This is a genomic window from Lysobacter enzymogenes (genome assembly GCF_900106525.1).
In the GTDB taxonomy this organism is placed as follows: domain Bacteria; phylum Pseudomonadota; class Gammaproteobacteria; order Xanthomonadales; family Xanthomonadaceae; genus Lysobacter; species Lysobacter enzymogenes.
In genome coordinates this window covers 141,623-158,372 of sequence record NZ_FNOG01000008.1, presented here as the reverse complement: position 1 = coordinate 158,372, position 16,750 = coordinate 141,623, and the positions used below count along the sequence as shown (strand labels likewise).

Annotated in this window: 18 protein-coding genes; 15 read left to right on the top strand and 3 right to left on the bottom strand. The window is 71.5% G+C overall.

The window, feature by feature from the left end:
- Nucleotides 1–187 precede the first annotated feature (187 nt).
- The 13 genes from sctV to BLU84_RS19435 all read left to right on the top strand — a co-directional run bounded on the left by sctV (nucleotide 188) and on the right by BLU84_RS19435 (nucleotide 11,927).
- The gene (gene sctV / locus BLU84_RS19495; RefSeq protein WP_083382881.1) at nucleotides 188–2,251 is read left to right on the top strand and encodes a type III secretion system export apparatus subunit SctV; all 2,064 of its coding nucleotides are present in this window, start codon (nucleotides 188–190) and stop codon (nucleotides 2,249–2,251) included.
- A gap of 131 nt (nucleotides 2,252–2,382) precedes the next feature.
- Nucleotides 2,383–3,843, top strand: coding sequence for an FHA domain-containing protein (locus tag BLU84_RS19490; protein ID WP_074871129.1), 1,461 nt, complete (start codon nucleotides 2,383–2,385; stop codon nucleotides 3,841–3,843).
- A 184-nt stretch (nucleotides 3,844–4,027) separates the two neighbouring features.
- Nucleotides 4,028–4,414 (top strand): hypothetical protein, encoded by a 387-nt coding sequence (locus tag BLU84_RS27575; RefSeq protein WP_211664578.1) that lies wholly within the window; start codon nucleotides 4,028–4,030, stop codon nucleotides 4,412–4,414.
- A 176-nt stretch (nucleotides 4,415–4,590) separates the two neighbouring features.
- Nucleotides 4,591–5,016: a hypothetical protein gene (locus BLU84_RS19480; protein ID WP_074871127.1), complete on the top strand. Its 426-nt coding sequence runs from the start codon at nucleotides 4,591–4,593 to the stop codon at nucleotides 5,014–5,016.
- A 30-nt stretch (nucleotides 5,017–5,046) separates the two neighbouring features.
- The gene (gene sctJ, locus BLU84_RS19475) at nucleotides 5,047–5,847 is read left to right on the top strand and encodes a type III secretion system inner membrane ring lipoprotein SctJ (protein WP_074871124.1); all 801 of its coding nucleotides are present in this window, start codon (nucleotides 5,047–5,049) and stop codon (nucleotides 5,845–5,847) included.
- The gene (locus tag BLU84_RS19470) at nucleotides 5,844–6,488 is read left to right on the top strand and encodes a hypothetical protein (protein WP_074871123.1); all 645 of its coding nucleotides are present in this window, start codon (nucleotides 5,844–5,846) and stop codon (nucleotides 6,486–6,488) included. Before sctJ ends, BLU84_RS19470 begins: the two co-directional genes overlap by 4 nt.
- 37 nt (nucleotides 6,489–6,525) lie before the next feature.
- Nucleotides 6,526–7,263: a FliH/SctL family protein gene (locus tag BLU84_RS19465; RefSeq protein ID WP_074871121.1), complete on the top strand. Its 738-nt coding sequence runs from the start codon at nucleotides 6,526–6,528 to the stop codon at nucleotides 7,261–7,263.
- A 40-nt stretch (nucleotides 7,264–7,303) separates the two neighbouring features.
- Nucleotides 7,304–8,656 carry a FliI/YscN family ATPase gene (locus BLU84_RS19460; RefSeq protein WP_083382879.1) on the top strand — a complete coding sequence of 451 codons (1,353 nt, stop codon included), beginning with the start codon at nucleotides 7,304–7,306 and terminating at the stop codon, nucleotides 8,654–8,656.
- Nucleotides 8,653–9,156 carry a hypothetical protein gene (locus BLU84_RS19455; RefSeq protein WP_074871119.1) on the top strand — a complete coding sequence of 168 codons (504 nt, stop codon included), beginning with the start codon at nucleotides 8,653–8,655 and terminating at the stop codon, nucleotides 9,154–9,156. Before BLU84_RS19460 ends, BLU84_RS19455 begins: the two co-directional genes overlap by 4 nt.
- A gap of 7 nt (nucleotides 9,157–9,163) precedes the next feature.
- Entirely contained in the window at nucleotides 9,164–9,949 is a 786-nt protein-coding gene (locus tag BLU84_RS19450; RefSeq protein ID WP_074871117.1) for a hypothetical protein, read from the top strand.
- Nucleotides 9,950–10,015: 66 nt separating this feature from the next.
- Entirely contained in the window at nucleotides 10,016–10,486 is a 471-nt protein-coding gene (locus BLU84_RS19445; RefSeq protein WP_074871115.1) for a hypothetical protein, read from the top strand.
- 215 nt (nucleotides 10,487–10,701) lie between these two features.
- On the top strand, nucleotides 10,702–11,010 hold the full coding sequence (locus tag BLU84_RS19440; RefSeq protein ID WP_139175133.1) for an EscF/YscF/HrpA family type III secretion system needle major subunit: 309 nt from the start codon (nucleotides 10,702–10,704) through the stop codon (nucleotides 11,008–11,010).
- Nucleotides 11,011–11,147: 137 nt separating this feature from the next.
- On the top strand, nucleotides 11,148–11,927 hold the full coding sequence (locus BLU84_RS19435) for a DUF6683 family protein (RefSeq protein WP_139175132.1): 780 nt from the start codon (nucleotides 11,148–11,150) through the stop codon (nucleotides 11,925–11,927).
- Here BLU84_RS19435 and BLU84_RS28815 read toward each other — a convergent pair.
- Entirely contained in the window at nucleotides 11,902–11,976 is a 75-nt protein-coding gene (locus tag BLU84_RS28815) for a DUF6053 domain-containing protein (RefSeq protein WP_425479424.1), read from the bottom strand. The genes BLU84_RS19435 and BLU84_RS28815 overlap by 26 nt on opposite strands.
- Before the next feature lie 56 nt (nucleotides 11,977–12,032).
- Complete coding sequence (locus BLU84_RS27965; RefSeq protein ID WP_074871109.1) at nucleotides 12,033–13,283, bottom strand: hypothetical protein; 1,251 nt, start codon at nucleotides 13,281–13,283, stop codon at nucleotides 12,033–12,035.
- Between the two features lie 403 nt (nucleotides 13,284–13,686).
- Between BLU84_RS27965 and BLU84_RS19425 the strand changes: the two genes are divergently transcribed.
- Nucleotides 13,687–14,796, top strand: coding sequence for an acyltransferase family protein (locus tag BLU84_RS19425; RefSeq protein ID WP_074871107.1), 1,110 nt, complete (start codon nucleotides 13,687–13,689; stop codon nucleotides 14,794–14,796).
- A 3-nt stretch (nucleotides 14,797–14,799) separates the two neighbouring features.
- Here the strand turns inward: BLU84_RS19425 and BLU84_RS19420 are convergent, their stop codons facing one another.
- A complete protein-coding gene (locus BLU84_RS19420) occupies nucleotides 14,800–16,044 on the bottom strand; it encodes an MFS transporter (protein ID WP_074871105.1) in 1,245 nt (414 codons plus the stop codon).
- A 462-nt stretch (nucleotides 16,045–16,506) separates the two neighbouring features.
- On the opposite strand from BLU84_RS19420, the gene BLU84_RS19415 reads away from it, so the two are divergent.
- On the top strand, nucleotides 16,507–16,731 hold the full coding sequence (locus BLU84_RS19415; protein ID WP_074871103.1) for a hypothetical protein: 225 nt from the start codon (nucleotides 16,507–16,509) through the stop codon (nucleotides 16,729–16,731).
- Nucleotides 16,732–16,750: the final 19 nt, after the last annotated feature.

Genomic DNA, 16,750 nt, shown 5'->3' with positions numbered 1-16,750 from the left:
GATGGCTCAGGGGTACGTGGCAGCGTCGTGATCGCCCGCAACGTTTCAGACTGTGCGACTCATCACACGATCGCGGCCCGCGGATCCGTTGCGCGGGGCGAGGCGGTCGCCGCGGCGCCAACGCGCGGCGCGTTGCCGGCAGCCCCCGCGGGGAGCGGGATTTCCTAAGGATTTTCGGGACTAACGAATGCGTGGACTGCTGACTTCCTGGATCGCTACCGCGTCCGGCGCGCAGGGCCGTCGGCGCGCGGGCTACAGCGACGTGGTCCTGGCGTTCGCGGCGGTGACCATCATCGGCGTGATGATCCTGCCGCTGCCGCTGGCGATCATCGACACGCTGGTCGCGATCAACATCGCGATCGGCTTCGGCCTGCTGCTGATCGCGCTGTACATCCCCACGCCCGTGGCGTTCTCCAGTTTCCCCAGCGTGCTGCTGCTGACCACGCTGTTCCGGCTGTCGCTGTCGATCGCGATCACCCGCTCGATCCTGCTCGAGGCCAACGGCGGTCATATCGTCGAAACATTCGGCAGTCTGGTCGCCGGCGGCAACCTGGTGGTCGGCTTCGTGGTGTTCCTGATCATCACCGTGGTCCAGTTCATCGTCATCGCCAAGGGCGCCGAGCGCGTGGCCGAAGTGGCCGCGCGCTTCACCCTGGACGCGATGCCGGGCAAGCAGCTGTCGATCGACTCGGACCTGCGCGCCGGCCTGATCGACAAGGACGAGGCCAAGCGCAAGCGCCGCCTGCTGGAGGTGGAAAGCCAGCTGCACGGCAGCCTCGACGGCGCGATGAAGTTCGTGAAGGGCGACGCCATCGCCGGCATCGTCATCATCATCATCAACCTGCTCGGCGGCCTGGCCATCGGCGTGCTGCAGAAGGGCATGCCGCTCAGCGACGCCACCCACACCTATTCGATCCTGACCATCGGCGACGGCCTGGTCTCGCAGATCCCGGCCATTCTGGCGACCATCGCCGCCGGCCTGGTGGTGACCCGCACCGCCGGCGACGAGGACGACCGCCACCTGGGCGAGTCGATCACCCGCCAGGTCTCCGGCCAGCCGCGCGTGGTGCTGATCACCGGCTGCCTGGCGTTCCTGATGGTCTTCGTGCCGGGCTTCCCCAAGCCGGTGTTCTTCGCGCTGTCGATGGTGCTGCTGGGCATCGCCGCCTGGCGCTATCGCCACCACCATCCGTTGCTGCGCCGCGCTTTCAGCGTGCCCGAGGGCGAGCGCGCGGCCGAGGACAGGCCGCTCAACGAGGACGAAGTCGCGCCGCCCGCGCCGTTGCAGCTGGAGATCGCGCCGTCGCTGGCGGCCGCGTTCGGCGAGCAGGCCGCGCGTACGCGCATGGTCGAGGTCGCGCGCCGCCTGCGCGACGAATACGGCGTGCCGCTGCCGGTGCCGGTGGTGAAGATCGCCGCCGACCTGGAAGGCGACGACGGCCTCGGCGGCTACCGCCTGACCGCGTTCGGCGCGCGCCTGGCGTTCGGCCGGCTGTCGCCGAACGCGCAGTTCCGCGCCGCGCGCGCCGGCGACGCCAACGCGCCCAAGCTGCCGGGCTTCTTCCCGCCGCTGGCGGGCGAATGGACCGGGCAGGCCGGCCACGGCATCCGCGACGCGCTGGACACGGTGATGGAGCATTGCCGCCATGCGCTGGAGCGGCGCCTGGGCAGCTTCATCGGCATCCAGGAAGCCTCCAACCTGTTCGGGCGCATGCAGCGCGACTATCCGGACCTGGTCAAGGAAATGCTGCGCGTGGTCGCGCCGCAGCGCGTGGCCGACGTGCTGCGCCGGCTGGTCGAGGAAGGCGTGCCGATCCGCAATCTGCGCGACGCCTTCGAAGCCATCACCGACGTCGGCGGCCGCGAAAAAGACGTGGTGCTGCTGACCGAATACGTGCGGGTGGCGCTCAAGCGCGAAATCGCCGACCGCTACGCCGACGGCGAACGCACCATGCAGGTGCTGCTGATCCATCCGGAACTGGAAGACCGCCTGCGCCAGTCGGTGCGCGTGGCCGGCGGCGCGACCCAGCTGGCGATCTCGCCGGAGCTGGCCGGACGCCTGGGCGCGGAGGTGCGTTCGCATCTTTCGCGACAGGGCGAAGGCATAAAACCGGTGTTGCTGTGTTCACTGGATGTTCGCCGTCATCTGCGCAAGCTGCTGGAGATCGACTTCTTCGAGTTGCCGGTGCTGTCCTACCAGGAACTCGCGCCCGACCTGCGCATCGTGCAGGCCGGTCAGGTGAACGCCTGAGGAGACCATTCGCCATGACCCTCGCTGCGAGCGCTTATTTCCCCATTCATCGGCCGAACGGCCCGCGCGTATCGCGCGTCCCGGCCGCGCGCCCCGCCTTCGGCGGCGGCGCCTGAACAGGAGTTACCGCGATGATGTCCCCCGACCCACACGCTACGCCCGACGGCCCGACCGGCGATGCGCCTGCGCAGGCGGCCGACGCCGCCGAGCCGCGCGCTGTCGAATCGGCGCCGGCCGCGGCCGAACAACGCAACGCTGAAATCCGCGTCGCCTCGCCGGCGATCAGCGTGCTGCGCATCGTCTCGGGCCTGCACACCGGCGGCAGCCGGCCGCTGTCGGCGCAGGAAACCGTGCTGATCGGCAGCAGCGGCGATTGCGACATCGTCCTGTCCGATCCCAACGTCGCCCCGCGCCACGCGTTCCTGACCCGTATGGGCGGCACCGTGTCGCTGCGCGCGCTCGACGCGCCCTTGTTCATCGACGGCCAGACCTTGAGCCCGGGCGATCCGGCCGAGCTCGCGGCGATGCAGCGCGTCGACATCGGCGGCGCCTCGTTCGCGGTCGGCGCGGCCGAGGATCCGGGCTGGGCGACGATGCTGCCCAACCTCGCCGACGCCGCGCGTCCGGCCAAGGCGCCGATGCGCCACCTGCCGCTGATCGCGGGCCTGGCGGCGCTGTCGCTGGTGTCGGTGGCGATCGCCGCGGCGGTGATGCCGGGCTTCGAGAAAAAACCCACGCCGACCCAACTGGTGCAGCCGCTGATCAAGGAGTTCTCGATCGCCGGCGGACGCCTGGTCGAGAACGAGGACGGCGGCCTGGTGCTGTCGGGCACGGTCAAGGACGCGGCCACGCGCGAGATGATCCGCAAGCGCCTGATCACCGATGAGGTCGAGGCGCGGCTGGAACTGCGCACCGGCGACGACATCGCCGGCGACGTGCGCGAAGTGCTGCGCAGCCAGGGCCTGGCCACGCAGACGCGTTACCTGGGCGACGGCGATGTCGAAGTCAGCGGCCACTTCGCCGACCCGTCGCTGTTCTCGCGCGCGATCGCCTCGCGCGCGATGCAGGACGTCGCCGGGGTGCGTCGGGTGATCAAGCGCGACCTCGACGCGAGCCCGGTCGCCGCCGGCCCCGCCGTGGCCGCGCCGGAGGAACCGAAGAAGGCGCTGCCGACCGAGCCGACCCGGATCGTCAAGATCTTGCGCGACGAAAAACCGCGGCTGGTCGACGTCGACGGCAACGAGTATCTGGACGGCGATGCCCTGCCCGATGGCCGCACCGTTACCGGAATCGGCTCCAAGAAGGTATGGGCGTTCAACAAGCTCAACGGCATGATGGAAGAGATCAAGGTGCAGCCGCTGACCGCGCAGGAACTGGCGATCGCCAGCGGCGCCGCGCCGGCCGCCGATGCGGCGACCGCGGCCAGTCCGCCCGCCGCCGACGCCGCTGCGGCCAGCGCCGCCAAGACGCCGGCCGCCGCCGCGAAACCGGCGACGACGGCGCCCGCACCGACGACCCCGCCCGCGTCCGCCGCCGCCAACGCGCGCCCGGCCGTGGCCGAAGCGCCCGCGCGGCCCGGAAACCGACAATGAACAGGGACGACCCAGGGTCAGCACTAGCTGGTTTCACCCGCGCGGCGCCGATCTAATCCAACCTCGGCACCATGCACCCGTCGTCCGCGGAAGCGTCCAGAATCGCAAAACGCGTCAAGCTTTCGGTGCCATTCGTTGTTCCACGCCATTGCGCGGCCTTGCCGCAACGAGCAGGAGAGACGTCATGAGTAATGCAGTCAACGGCGCCGGCGGTACCGCCGGCCTGGTCAACACCTTCATCGCCGACGTCAACAAGAACGACGCCGTCGGCAACGGCAAGGGTTCGCGCGGCGCCGGCAACAGCAGCGGCGGCGGCGTCTCGGCCGGCGGCGGCGGCGGCAGCAGCGCGAGCTGGTACGAGTCGATGGCGCGCGCCTGGGGCCAGACCATGGACGCGCAGGCGTCGCGCATCACCGAGCTGTCGGGCACGATCGGCGGCGGCGACGACCAGCCCTCGTCGATGATCGCGCTGACCTCGCAGAGCCTGCGCATGCAGTTCATCTCCAACAGCGCCTCGACCTCGATCAACTCGATCGCCCAGGGCATCGAGAAGCTGGCGTCGAAGCAGTAACGGCGCGGCCCGACGTCTGCCGCCTGCCGTCGCGGCGTCCGGACCCACGCGTCCGGGCGCCCGCGGCCGTCGCGGCGGGGCTGCGCGGCGAAGCGTTCGGTCTGCGCCTCGCCGCTGCGTCGTAACCTTCGTTCGGACCACCCGTTGTCGAACCTACCGTTGCAGGAGACAGGTTCATGATCGAAGCCATCCAAGCCGCGGCCGAAGCCGCGCAACCGGCCGCCGCCTCGCCGGCGCAGTCGCCGCAGGCCTCGGCCTACGACATCCGCGAGTTCGCGGCCGCGTTCGACCGCGGCGCCGCGCCGGGCGGTGCGGGCGGGGTCCAGGCCGGCGGCGCCGAACAGGTCGCCCACGCCGGCGCCGCCGAGCCCTCGCAGGGCACCCGCGCGGTGCTGGCGGCGCTGGACAACCTCAACGGCGGCGCCGAGAGCATCGGCCAGGTCAGCCAGAACATGTCGGCCAACGCGGCCGAACTGACCCCGGGCGAGATGATCCAGATGACCATGAAGTGCCACCAGTTCATGTTCACCTCGCAGCTGACCTCGAACGTCGCCAACCGCACGTCCGACGGCATCCAGCAGCTGTTCCGCCAGCAGTCGTAACGCGCAAGGCACACACCACACGGGGGATGCATGGGTAGGGCGTCGGGCTTCAAAGCTTTAAGGATTCTGGCGGCCCTGCTGGCCTGCTTGCTGATCGTGGGGTGTACGCGCACGCCGCTGTACAGCCAACTCGACGAGCAGCAGGCCAACGAACTGATGGCGGCGTTGCTCGACGCGGGCATCCCCGCCGAGAAAGACCCCTCGCCGAGCAAGACCGGCTGGGAGGTCATGGTCAACCGCGGCGACATCCCCTACGCGATGCAGGTGTTGACCTCGCGCGGCCTGCCGCGCGCGCAGTACCGTTCGCTCGGCGACGTGTTCAAGAAGGAAGGCTTCGCCTCCTCGGCGCTGGAAGAGAAGGCGCGCTACCTCTACGGCCTGTCGCAGGAACTCTCGCGCACGCTGACCCGCATCGACGGCGTGGTCGAGGCGCGCGTGCACATCGCCCTGCCCGACCGCGACCCGCTCGGCGGCAACGTCCAGGATTCCTCGGCCTCGGTGCTGATCTTCGAACGCCCGGGCCAGAGCCTGCGCGACCGCGAGACCGACATCAAAGTGTTCGTCAAGGACAGCGTCGAAGGCCTGGACGACGTCAACAAGGTCACGGTGAAGTTCTTCACCGTGCAGTCGCCGCCCAAGGTCAGCCAGACCGGCGGCCCGCTCAACGCGGTGCTGGGCTCGATCGACCTGAGCGCGGTCATCATCGGCGCCGGCGTGCTGGTGCTGCTGGCGATCGTGGCGTTCTTCTTCGGCCGCCTGCGCTCGCGCCTGTTCCCGCCGGCCGCGCCGCCGCCGCCGAGCAACGCCCGCGGCGGAGTGTGGAACGGATGAGCGCCGCGGCGCTGCGCGCAGTGCTGACCGAGACCGATGCCAGCTGGCACGGCCGCGGCGACGAGCGCATCGCCCCGGAATTGCTGGTGGCCGCGCGCGACAGCGCGATCGGCCGCCGCCTGCTCGGCGGCTGGCTCGCCGCCGAAGCCGCGCCGGCGCTGCTGGCGCCGCAGCCGGGCGCGGGTTTCGCCGCCGCCGCGCTGCGCTGGCCGCGCGCGCGGGTGGAACGGCTGGTGCGCGATCTCGGCGCGCTCGCCTACGCCCCGGCGATCCGCGCCGAAGTGCGGCGCGAACCGGTGCGCCGGCTCAAGCAGGCGCTCGACAACGCGTATCTGCTCGCGCTCGACAGCCAGGTATGGGACGGCAAGGTGCAGAACCAACTCGCCCTGCAACTGGCCGACAACCTCGACCGCGCGCTGCGCATGGACGAGGACGCGCCGCTGTATTTCCTGCTCGACCTGCGCGGCCGCGCCGAACTGCGGCTGTGGGCCGAGCGCCGCGACCCCGGCCTGGCCGACTGGGTGCGCCTGCTGCTGCCGCGCGAGCTGCACGACGAAGCGCCGGCGCTGGTCGCGCATTTGCCGCCGGACGTGGTCGAGCGCCTGCACACCCATCACGGCGCGCGCCCGCTGAGCGCCTGAGCGCGCGCCCTTTCTTCGCTGCAGCCACGGAACCGCCATGCCCGCCGACCCGCTCCGCCACGATGTCCCGTCCGCCGCCGGTGCGAGCAACGTCGCCGACCTCTCGGCGCGGCGCGACCCCGGCCGCGGCGGCGGTGCGGTGGCGGTATTCGAGCGCAAGCAGTTCGAACGCGCGCTGGCCGGCACGATCGTGCCGGCGCAGCAGTGGAACCAGGTCGCCGAGATCGACCAGCTGCTGGCCCGGGTCAACACCCTGTACGAGCTGGCCGGCGAGGAAATCAAGCAAGCGCGCGAAGCCGGCTACGCCGCCGGTTTCGCCGAAGGCCTGGCGCGCGCGCAGCAGCAGATGGCGCAGCAGCTGGCCGACCTCAACGAGCGCCGCGCGCGCGTGCTGGCCGACGCCGGCAGCCGCGTGACCGAGCTGGCCTGCGCGATCGTGGCGCGGATCTCGCCGGATTTCGACGCGCGCGCAGTGGTGCCGCCGCTGGTCATGCACGCGGTGGAAGCCGCGCAGGCCGAGCAGTTCCTGCTGATCCGCGTGCACCCCAGCGTGCGCGAGGAAGTCGCCAAGGGCCTGGGCCTGGTGCGCCAGGCGCATCCGGTGGTGGGCGTGATCGAACTGGTCGACGACGAAAGCCTGGACCGGCTCAGCTGCGTGGTGGTGTCGGAGGTCGGCGAAGTGCGCGCCGGCGTGGCCCAGCAGATCGAGGCGATCCGGATCGCGCTGTCGGGCGCGGAATACGGCGCCGAACACAGCGCGGAGCAGGACGGATGAGCGTGTTCGCGTCGCCGACCGCTGCGCGCGGAGTCGCGCGATGAGCAGCCTGCCGCGCACCGTGCTGCAGCCGGCGCCCGCGCCGGTGCAGATCGATCCGCTGATCGCCGCGCTCGCGCGCGTGCCCAACGTGGTGCGCGTGGGCAAGGTCGCCGAGGCCTACGGCACCATGATCCGCGCCACCGGCCTGAAGGCGATGATCGGCGAGCTGTGCGAACTGCGCAGCCCGCGCGACCGCAAGTTCCGCCTCGCCGCCGAAGTGGTCGGCGTCTCGCGCCAGTACACCTTGCTGACGCCGCTGGGCCCGCTCGACGGCGTCGCCCACGACACCGAAGTGATCGCCACCGGCCGCCAGGCCTCGGTGCGCTGCGGCGACGGCCTGCTCGGCCGCATCCTCGACGCCAACGGCGAGGCCATCGACGGCCGCGGCGGCTTCGGCCCGACCGTGCAGGTGCCGATCTACGCCGCCTCGCCCAATCCGCTGGCGCGGCAGTTGATCGACACGCCCTTCGCCACCGGCGTGCGCGCCATCGATACCGTCATCACCGCCGGCGTCGGCCAGCGCCTGGGCATCTTCGCCGTCGCCGGCGGCGGCAAGAGCACCTTGCTCGGCATGCTCGCGCGCGGCGGCGACGCCGACGTCAACGTGATCGCCCTGGTCGGCGAGCGCGGCCGCGAGGTCAACGAATTCATCCACGACAACCTCGGCGAAGCCGGGTTGAAGAAGTCGATCATCGTGGTCGCCACTTCCGACCGGCCGGCGCTGGAGCGCAGCCGCGCGGCCTGGGTCGCCACCGCGATCGCCGAGTATTTCCGCGACCGCGGCCAGCGGGTGATGCTGCTGGTCGATTCGGTCACCCGTTTCGCCCGCGCCCTGCGCGACGTCGGCCTGGCCATCGGCGAGCCGCCGGCGCGGCGCGGTTTTCCGCCGTCGGTGTTCAGCCAGATGCCGCGCTTGTTCGAGCGCGCCGGCAACAACGACAAGGGTTCGATCACCGCGTTCTACACCGTGCTGATGGAAGGCGAGGACGGCGACGACCCGGTCGCCGAGGAAGTGCGCTCGATCCTCGACGGCCACATCGTGCTGTCGCGCAAGCTCGCCGCCGCCTATCACTATCCGGCCATCGACGTGCTGGTGAGCCTGAGCCGGACCATGCCGCGGGTGACCGACGAGGCGCACCAGCGCGCCGCCGGGCAGCTGCGCAAATACCTGGCCAAGCACCAGGACATCGAGCTGCTGCTGCAGCTGGGCGAATACAAGCGCGGCAGCGACGCCGACGCCGATGTCGCGATCGAGAAGATCGAACCGATCCGCAAGCTGCTCAAGCAGTCGGCCAACGATCTGGCCGACTACAAACAATCGCTCGACGCGCTGCGCAGGTTGTTCGGATGAAGCAGCGCTTTCCCCTGGCCACCTTGCTGCAGCTGCGCGAGCACCGCGTGGAGACCGCGCGCGCGGCGGTGATGGAGCGCCAGCGCCAGGTGCAGGCGCGGCGCGAGGCCTGCGTGGCGATCGAGGGCGAGATCCAGTCGCTGCAGAACGAGCGCGCCGGCCAGCGCCTGCGCCTGCTCGACCCGCCGCCGGCGGGCGTGCCCTGGCCGATGGCGATGTCGCAGCGCGAAGCGCATATCGAGCATCTGGCCGAACTGGCCACCGCCGCGCGCCAGCGCCTGGCCGACGCGCAGGGCAAGCTGCGCGAGGCCGAGGCCGCGTTGGACGAAGCGCGCAAGGCCTTCTTTCGCGCCAAGGCGCGGCTGGAGGCGCTGGAGAAACGCCGCGACGTGTGGCGCAAGGAACAAAACGCGATCGCCCAACGCCGCGAGGAAGCGCATTCCGCCGATCTGTTGCTGGCCGCGCGCCAGCGCTCCGCTCACGACAACAGTCCCTTCTGAGGTCGCCATGAGTACGATCCGCAACTCCGCCAACGAAGACGCCAAGCGCGCCCAGCAGGCCGCGCAGGAAGCGCAGGTGTCCGAACGCCGCTTGGCCGCGCACGAACCGGCGCCGGCCGAATCGGTCGACCAGTTCCGCAACCTGATGCAGCAACGCCAGGCGCTCGGCCACAAGGGCGAGCAACCGCCCGGCGCGCAGCAGCCCGAGGACGGCCAGTACGCCGCCGCCGACACCGCCGCGCAGGCGCTGCGCAGCCGCCAGCAAAACGCGCTCGAACGCGGCCGCAACCAGTACGCCCAGGACCAGAGCGCGCAGAATCACGCCGCCCAAGGCCAGGCGCGGCAGCAGTCGATCGAGAGCAAGTCGCGCGACGAGCAGCGCTACACGGTCGGCTTCGAGCGCGGCGGCGGCGAGCCTTCGTCCGAGCAATCGGGCCTGTGGCTGGCGCAGCAAGCGATGCGCTCGGAGCAGGCCGCGCCGATGCAGCCGCCGCCGCCGACCTCCAACGCGGCCGCCTTCGCCGACCTGATCGAGCGCCACGTGCGCCAGCTCGCGGTCAGCAGCGGCGGCGCCGACGGCGAGCAGGGCCAGGTGCTGCTGCGCCTGTCCGACCAGACCCTGCCCGGCACCGACCTGCTGCTGAGCAAGACCGCCGAAGGCTGGCAGCTGCGCGCCGATTCGCGCTCGCGCTCCAGCTACGACGCGATCCGCGAAGCCGGCCCCGAGCTGATGCGCCGCTTCGCCGCGCGCAACCTCGGCCCGCTTAGCATCGATCCGCATTTCCACGACTGACCGCCGCCGGCCCGCCGCGCCGGACGCGGCGCGGGCTCCTCACACCCAACCGATGGAACGCCACCGATGACCACCCAGAACGCCGCCGACGACCAGCGCCGCCAGCTGCGGGCCTCGTTCGAGAACCTGTTGCAGGAACAGGCCGAGCTCAGCGCCGACGACCGCGGCCTGCTACTGCAGCATTTCGACGAAGCGTTGCAGCAGCAGGATCTCTCGGCGCCGGCCGACTTCGACCCCGAAGGGCTGCGCCGCGACTGGGCCGCCGCGGTCGACGCGCTGGTGCCCGACGCCAGCGCCAGCGAGCGCGAATCACACCTGCGCCGTTTCGACGACACCCTGGAGCCGTTGCGCCGCGACACCATCCAGGACGCCTACGAGTATTCGCGCCGCCGCCGCGAGCAGGGCGAAGAAGCCGCGGCGCAATGGCTGAACGAGCGCAACGCCGCGCGCAAGACCGCGCAGGCCGCCGCCGCCGCGACCGCACCGGCGCAGCCGGCTGCGCGCAAGGCCACGCCGCGCAATCCGTGGGGCGGCTGAATCGGGCGCAGGCGAGCGGGGACAGCGCGCGAAAGCGCGGCGCGGTTCTCACTCTTCGCCGCTGCGCCGGGGTTCTTCCCGACTCCCCCTAGGGTACGCCATAGCTTGTTGGCTCCCGCGGCGCTGCGGAAGATGGCATCAACCAAACAGGGGCGGGTCTCGACGACCAGGCTGAACCGCTCTATCTCGCACAACGCATCGCATTGGAGAAGATCATGAGCAACGACGTGAATGCCCTGTTCGTCAACTCCCTGGCCAATCAGGAAGTGCAGAACAAGACCGAAGAAGCCAAGGTGGCCGGCAAGGGCTGGTTGCACGCGATCGCCACCCTGTGCGGCAAGCTCGCCGACCAGAAGGCCGACCAGATGACCAAGGCGATCAACGACCTGCCGGCCGACGCCAAGCCCAGCGACATGCTCAAGACCCAGGCCCTGGTGTCGGAATTCCAGCTGATGATGAACACCTTCACCAACGTGGTGAAGACCATCGGCGACACCAACGCCAACACCGCCCGCAAGGGTTGATGGCGGCTTCGCGCCCGCGGCGCGAGCGAGAGGGAGCGAAGCCGCGAGGCTTCGCTCCTTTCGCGTTTCTGCGGTTGGCGATTCGCACGGCGATTTCTGCTACGACTTCCACGACGCTTTGCGTGGCGACGCGTCCGGTGACGATCCTTTCGGCTGCCGCAACGGCGCACGCGCGCCGCATCGCGGCCGTGGCGCTGCTCGGCGCGTGCGCGCCGGCCTGGGCGCAGGACTACCAGCCGTACATGGATTCGTTCAATTCGAGCATGACCTCGATGCAGAACACCGCCGGCACCGCCGCGGTCAACGCGGCGATCAACCGCTCGCTGAGCCAGCGCGGCCGCGACGCGGCGACGACGTCCAGGCCGGCCTCCAAGCCGGCAACGAAACCGGCTGCGGCGGACCTGTCGTTCCGGCGCGACGCAGCCACCACCGAGCGCGTGCGCGCGGCCTTGATCGCGGCGATGGCCAAGCAGAGCCGCGGCGTCGCCGACGATTTCGCCCGCCGCTCCGGCGGCGCCGATTACCGCCGCCGCTTCGCCGCCACGCTGCCGGCGCGCGGCTTGTCCAACGACAACCTCGCCGACGTCGCCGCTTATCACGTCGCGGTCAACTGGGCGCTGGTGCATCAGGCGCCGCTGCCGTCGGCGCCGGCGTTGCGCGCGCTGCGCGAGCAGATGCGCGGCTCCTTCGCCGACAACGGCGTGCTGGCGCAACTGGCGCCGGCGCAGCGGCAATGGGTGGCCGACGATTTCCTGTTCCGCTCGTTGAACCTGGACGAGAAGCTGGCGCAGTTCGCGCGCGCGCCGGATCCGCAGACCCAGGCCGCGTTCGCGCGTGCGGCGCGCGAGGACATCCGGCGGACCTTGGGGCTGGATTTGCGGGATTTCCGCTTCAGCGCGGGCGGTTTGACGCGTTGAAGCGCGCGGCGAGCTGAAACAAAAGCGTCGGGCCTGAAGGCCCTCCCACAACAACTCGGGAGGGCCTTCAGGCCCGATGCCTTCGGCTCCGACGCGACAGACCCTTCAGCGCGAACGCCCGATCCTGCGCCCCAGCCACCACGCCCCCGCCGCGACCACCACGGCCAGGAACAGCGCCACGCCGCTGCCGCCCGGGCTGGCGCGTTCGCTGATCAGGCTGCCGCTGGGCAGCATCAGCACGATCGCCATCGCCAGGCAGGCGTAGGCGACCACGGTCAGCACCCAGAACAGCCACTGCAGCGCGCGCAGCGCTTCGAGTTCCGGCTCGGCCTCGCGGCTGGGGCGGTGGATGCCGCCGCGGCCGAAGCGCCACAGCCAGTGGGTCAGGGTGGCGTTGTCGACCTTGCCGCCGCGGCGCAAGGCGCGGCGCGGCGCGCCGTCGCCGGTGTAGACCAGATTGCCCGGCGCGTCGCCGCGTTGCTGCGCGGCGCGCTCGTGGCCGGCCAGCGGCAGCGAGCGCGGATCGGCGTTGGCGGCGTTGCTGCCCACCGCCGGCAAGGTGGCCGAAGTTTCCGACGGCGGCGGCGCGGCGTTGGCGGCGGTGTTGCCGGCCGGCGCGTGCTGGCCGGCCATGCGCGCGAGCAGGTTCTGTTGCGCGACCAGCGCGTCCTGCGACATCGCCGCGGCCATCGGCGCGGCCGGCACCGCATTGGGCGTGGCGGCGCCGACCAGGCTCAGCGTCGGCGCGGCCGCGTTGGCGGCGTTCGGAGCCGCGGCGGCGGCGCTGTTGCCGACGCTCGCCGGCAACGCACCCGAAGCGGTCTGCGGCAGGCCCTGGCCTTGCACCACGGCGCCCTGGGCGTTGCCGGACGCCGGCATCACCCCGTAATTCACCGCCGACCGGTCGGCGAGCGCGAACTGCGGCGCGTTGGCGAGCGCGCGTTCGGACAGGGTCGGCGGCGGGTACTGGGTCGGAGCGTTGGCGTTGAAGGGGTTGTTGTAGGCGTTGTTGCCGGCGTTCGCGCCCGGCGACTGGCCCTGCAGCAGGCGGCTGGCCGGGTTGTCGGGATTGAGCAGGGGCGCGTTGGGCTGGGCGACGGCGTCGGGCGTGGCGGGCAGGCCGGGGCCGCTGGCGCCGGGTGGCGCGTAGGGGTCGTCGCCGGGCAGGCCGTTGTTGCCGCCCGGGTTGGGCAGGCCGTCGTGGCCCGGCGGCAGGCCGCCGTGGCCGGGCGGCGCGTCGACGCCGCCGGGCAGGTTCAGGCCGGGCGGCAGCGGGCCGCCGGGCAGGCCGGGCTTGGAGCCGCCCAGGCCCGGCAGCAGACCGCTCAGGGGATTGCTGAAGTTGATGCCCGACATGGCCGCACCGCCCAACCCATCGCCTGCCGTTCGCCGGCGCTGGGTTCGACGGTAATGCGCGCGGCGCGGCGCGGCATCCTCGGGCTGGCCCTAGGTGGGCGATGAATACGCACGACGGCGTCGCGCGCACGCAGCGCGGCATCGCGTTCGCGCACGAACGGCCGTCCTCGCACGCGCTCGCAAAAGATTTTTTTGCAGGCGACGAAAGCCGCGTTTGCAGCGCGCAACGCATGCGCGCACTTCGCTGCGCAAACGTGGCAAGGCGAGCGCGTCGCGCGCGCACATCGTCTTGTTGCGCATGCAACGCGAGCGCACACTGTGCCTGCGTTCGCCACGCACGATGCAATGTCGGGCGACGAACGCGGCACCGACTTCCGCAACGCCCCCAACTCCTGGAATCAAGATGAGCCGACTGCCCGGCCTCGATCTGCTGCGCGCGATCGCGATCGTTTGGGTGATGTTCTTCCATGCCCAAGGCGCCGGCCTGGGCGCGCCGTGGTCGCCGTTGTCGCAGTTCGGCTGGATGGGCGTGGACTTGTTCTTCGCCTTGAGCGGTTACCTGATCGGCTGGCAGGTGTTGCGCCCGCTGAGCCAGGGCCGGCGCCTGGATTTCCGCGATTTCTACCTGCGCCGCGCGCTGCGCGTGTTGCCGGCGTTCTGGACGGTGCTGGCGCTGTATCTGCTGTGGCCGGCGTTCCGCGAACGGCCGGGGCTGGAGTCGGGCTGGCAGTTCTTCACCTTCACCTTGAACCTGCTGATCGACTACGAACACAACAAGGCGTTCTCGCACGCCTGGTCGCTGTGCGTGGAAGAACATTTCTATCTGCTGTTCCCGTTGCTGGCGATCGCGCTGACGCGGCGGCCGGCACTGTGGAAAGGCGCGGCCGCGGTGGCGGCGCTGGTGTTGGCCGGTATCGCTCTGCGCGCCTGGGTCTGGAACGGATTGGACGACAACGCCAACCATTGGGTCGAACGCATCTACTACCCGACCTGGATGCGCCTGGACGGCTTGCTGTTCGGGGTGACGCTGGCGGCGGTGCGCGCGTACCGGCCGCAGTGGTGGGAGGCGATGATGCGGCGCTCGGGCTGGCTGGCGTTGGCCGGCGTGCTGGCGGTGGCCGCGGCGATCGCGCTGTCGCAGCAGCGGCTGGGCTTCGTCGCCTCGGTGTTCGGTTTTCCGGTGGTGTCGCTGGGCATGGCGTTGTTGGTCGCCGCCGGCGCGTCCGAGCGACGCTGGACCGGGCGCCTGCGCGTGCCCGGCGCCGGCTGGTTGGCGGCGGCGTCCTTCAGTCTGTACCTGTCGCACAAGGGCGCGTTCGCGCTGATGGCGGGCGCGTGGGGCGAGTCTTTGGAAACGCGGCCGCTGCTGGCGTTCTTCGCCTATGCCGGCGCCGCGCTGGCGGCCGGGGCGATCCTGCATTACGCGGTCGAGCGGCCGTTCCTGCGCTGGCGCGAGCGTCTGATCCAGCGGCGCGCGCCGGCGCCCGCGGGCGCCGACGCTGCGGCCGCCTGAGCCTCAGCCGCGCGCTTGCTCGCCGGCGAAGCTGCGCCGCAGCGCCACTGCCGCGATCACCGAGCCTAGCCCGGCCAGCGCCACCGGCCACGCCGCGGCCGGCCAGCCGGCGGCCTGGACCACGCTGCCGAACAACGGCGGGCCGAGCACTTGGCCCAGGTAGCTGCCCTGCATCAGCAGGCCGACCGCGATCGCGATCCGCCCCGGGTCGCGCTCCAGCTCGGCGGCGCCGCCGATGGCCGAGGCCGGCAGCAGGCCGCCGGCCAGGGCGAACAGCACGCACAAGGCATACGTCGCCAGCGCCGGCAGCGGCAACGCGAACGCGCCCGCGGCGGCCGCGCCCATCACTGCGCTGGCAATGGCGATCAGCCGCCAGCGCGGCGCGCCGCGGCGCAGCAGCGCGCCGGCGGCGAGGTTGCCGATCACGTTGGCGCCGATCGCCAGGCCGCTGAGCGCGCCGGCGCTGGCCGCATCGACCTGCAGGCGCTGCATCAGCAAGGTCGGCAGGAAACTCAGCAGCGCATAGAACTGCAGCGCATACAGCGCGAACGCCAGCGCCAGCAGCAACGGGCCGCGCGCGCTGGCCACCGCCCAGGCCTCGGCGGCGATGTGTCGCCACGGCCGCTGCGCGGCGGCGCGCGCGGCCTGCGCCGACGGTGCGCGCACGGCCAGCCACAGCGCCAGCGCCGCGACCGCGCACAGCAGCGCATTGAGTTCCCAGTAGCCGCGCCAGCCGGCCAGGGCGGTGCCGTCGAGCGCGGCGCCGGTGGCCAGCGCCAGGGCCATGCCGGCGGGCATGTAGCAACTCCAGATCGCGAATACCACGGCGCGGTCGCGCGCCAGCGACAGGCGCTGCAGCACGCTGGCGCCGGCCACCGCGAACAACAGGAAGCCGGCGCCTTCGAGCACTCGCGTGGCCATCAGCGCGGCCAGGCTGTGGGTCTGGCTGCCGAGCGCGCTGCCCAGCGCCATCGCCGCCAGCCCGGCCACTTGCAGGCGGCGGTCGCCCAGGCGCGCCACCAGCGCGCCGGCCGGCACGCTGGCGAACAGGCCGAGCAGGCCGAACACCGCCATCAGCCAGCCGCCGGCGCGCAGGTCCAGGCCCAGGTCGGCGCGCAGCGCGGGCAGGGCGATGGCGGTCTTGCCGACCTGCAGGGCGGCGATCAGGCCCGCGCCGAACACGGCGGCCACGGCCTGCCAGTCGGTGCGTTCGGCCTGGGGCAGGGCGGTGGGGGAGGACAGGGACATGGGCTTCACAGCAGTGCACCGGGTCGGGCGATGGTCGCCACCTTGCGACCTCAGGCATGCTTGAGGTCAATGCGGAGCGGGTGGAACGCTGCGTATGGGATGGGCTAGACGCGGCGGTGCCGGCCTGCGGCGTGCAGTTGCAGCCGCCATGCCGTAGCCGGGGCCGAGCAACCGCCGCAGCCAAGCACCGGCCGGAACCGCGCAGGCGCGCCTGTCCAACGCCGCCGCGCTGCCGCCGCCCACCCCGGAAGCGCCCCGTTGCTGCACATGCAACGTGACCTAAGTCACTTTTTGAATATATTTTTGGTGATCTAAGGTGGGGCTGGGGTCCCACCCTGCGTTCGTATCTAAGAGGCCGTCCCGCATCCCCCGGTGGCGACGGTGAATCCAGCACGGCGGCTACGGCCGCGCAGGCGTTCAACGAGGGCGGGCCGGTCCCGCCGTTGTCAGGGGAGTCAACCGATGCACCGAACCCGCGCCGAACTCGACGGCGATCTGTGCCAGCTCAGCGCGGCCTTGCCGCTGTGGCGCCGCCATTGGCGCGACGACGAAGTGTTCTGGCCGCGCGTGGACAGCCTGATCGAGCGCCTGCTCACCGTCACGCCGCGCACCGAGCGCTGCCATGTGGTCGCGCACATCAACCGCATCATCGCAGCCCAGGGCCTGCAGCACGCGCCTTACGAATAGCCGTGCGCGCGCCGCCAGC

Excerpts from the sequence above, each read along its gene's own strand:
- sctV (WP_083382881.1), top strand. The coding sequence starts at position 188 with ATGCGTGGACTGCTGACTTCCTGGATCGCTACCGCGTCCGGCGCGCAG.
- BLU84_RS19490 (WP_074871129.1), top strand. The coding sequence starts at position 2,383 with ATGATGTCCCCCGACCCACACGCTACGCCCGACGGCCCGACCGGCGAT.
- BLU84_RS27575 (WP_211664578.1), top strand. The coding sequence starts at position 4,028 with ATGAGTAATGCAGTCAACGGCGCCGGCGGTACCGCCGGCCTGGTCAAC.
- BLU84_RS19480 (WP_074871127.1), top strand. The coding sequence starts at position 4,591 with ATGATCGAAGCCATCCAAGCCGCGGCCGAAGCCGCGCAACCGGCCGCC.
- sctJ (WP_074871124.1), top strand. The coding sequence starts at position 5,047 with ATGGGTAGGGCGTCGGGCTTCAAAGCTTTAAGGATTCTGGCGGCCCTG.
- BLU84_RS19470 (WP_074871123.1), top strand. The coding sequence starts at position 5,844 with ATGAGCGCCGCGGCGCTGCGCGCAGTGCTGACCGAGACCGATGCCAGC.
- BLU84_RS19465 (WP_074871121.1), top strand. The coding sequence starts at position 6,526 with ATGCCCGCCGACCCGCTCCGCCACGATGTCCCGTCCGCCGCCGGTGCG.
- BLU84_RS19460 (WP_083382879.1), top strand. The coding sequence starts at position 7,304 with ATGAGCAGCCTGCCGCGCACCGTGCTGCAGCCGGCGCCCGCGCCGGTG.
- BLU84_RS19455 (WP_074871119.1), top strand. The coding sequence starts at position 8,653 with ATGAAGCAGCGCTTTCCCCTGGCCACCTTGCTGCAGCTGCGCGAGCAC.
- BLU84_RS19450 (WP_074871117.1), top strand. The coding sequence starts at position 9,164 with ATGAGTACGATCCGCAACTCCGCCAACGAAGACGCCAAGCGCGCCCAG.
- BLU84_RS19445 (WP_074871115.1), top strand. The coding sequence starts at position 10,016 with ATGACCACCCAGAACGCCGCCGACGACCAGCGCCGCCAGCTGCGGGCC.
- BLU84_RS19440 (WP_139175133.1), top strand. The coding sequence starts at position 10,702 with ATGAGCAACGACGTGAATGCCCTGTTCGTCAACTCCCTGGCCAATCAG.
- BLU84_RS27965 (WP_074871109.1), bottom strand. The coding sequence starts at position 13,283 with ATGTCGGGCATCAACTTCAGCAATCCCCTGAGCGGTCTGCTGCCGGGC.
- BLU84_RS19425 (WP_074871107.1), top strand. The coding sequence starts at position 13,687 with ATGAGCCGACTGCCCGGCCTCGATCTGCTGCGCGCGATCGCGATCGTT.
- BLU84_RS19420 (WP_074871105.1), bottom strand. The coding sequence starts at position 16,044 with ATGTCCCTGTCCTCCCCCACCGCCCTGCCCCAGGCCGAACGCACCGAC.
- BLU84_RS19415 (WP_074871103.1), top strand. The coding sequence starts at position 16,507 with ATGCACCGAACCCGCGCCGAACTCGACGGCGATCTGTGCCAGCTCAGC.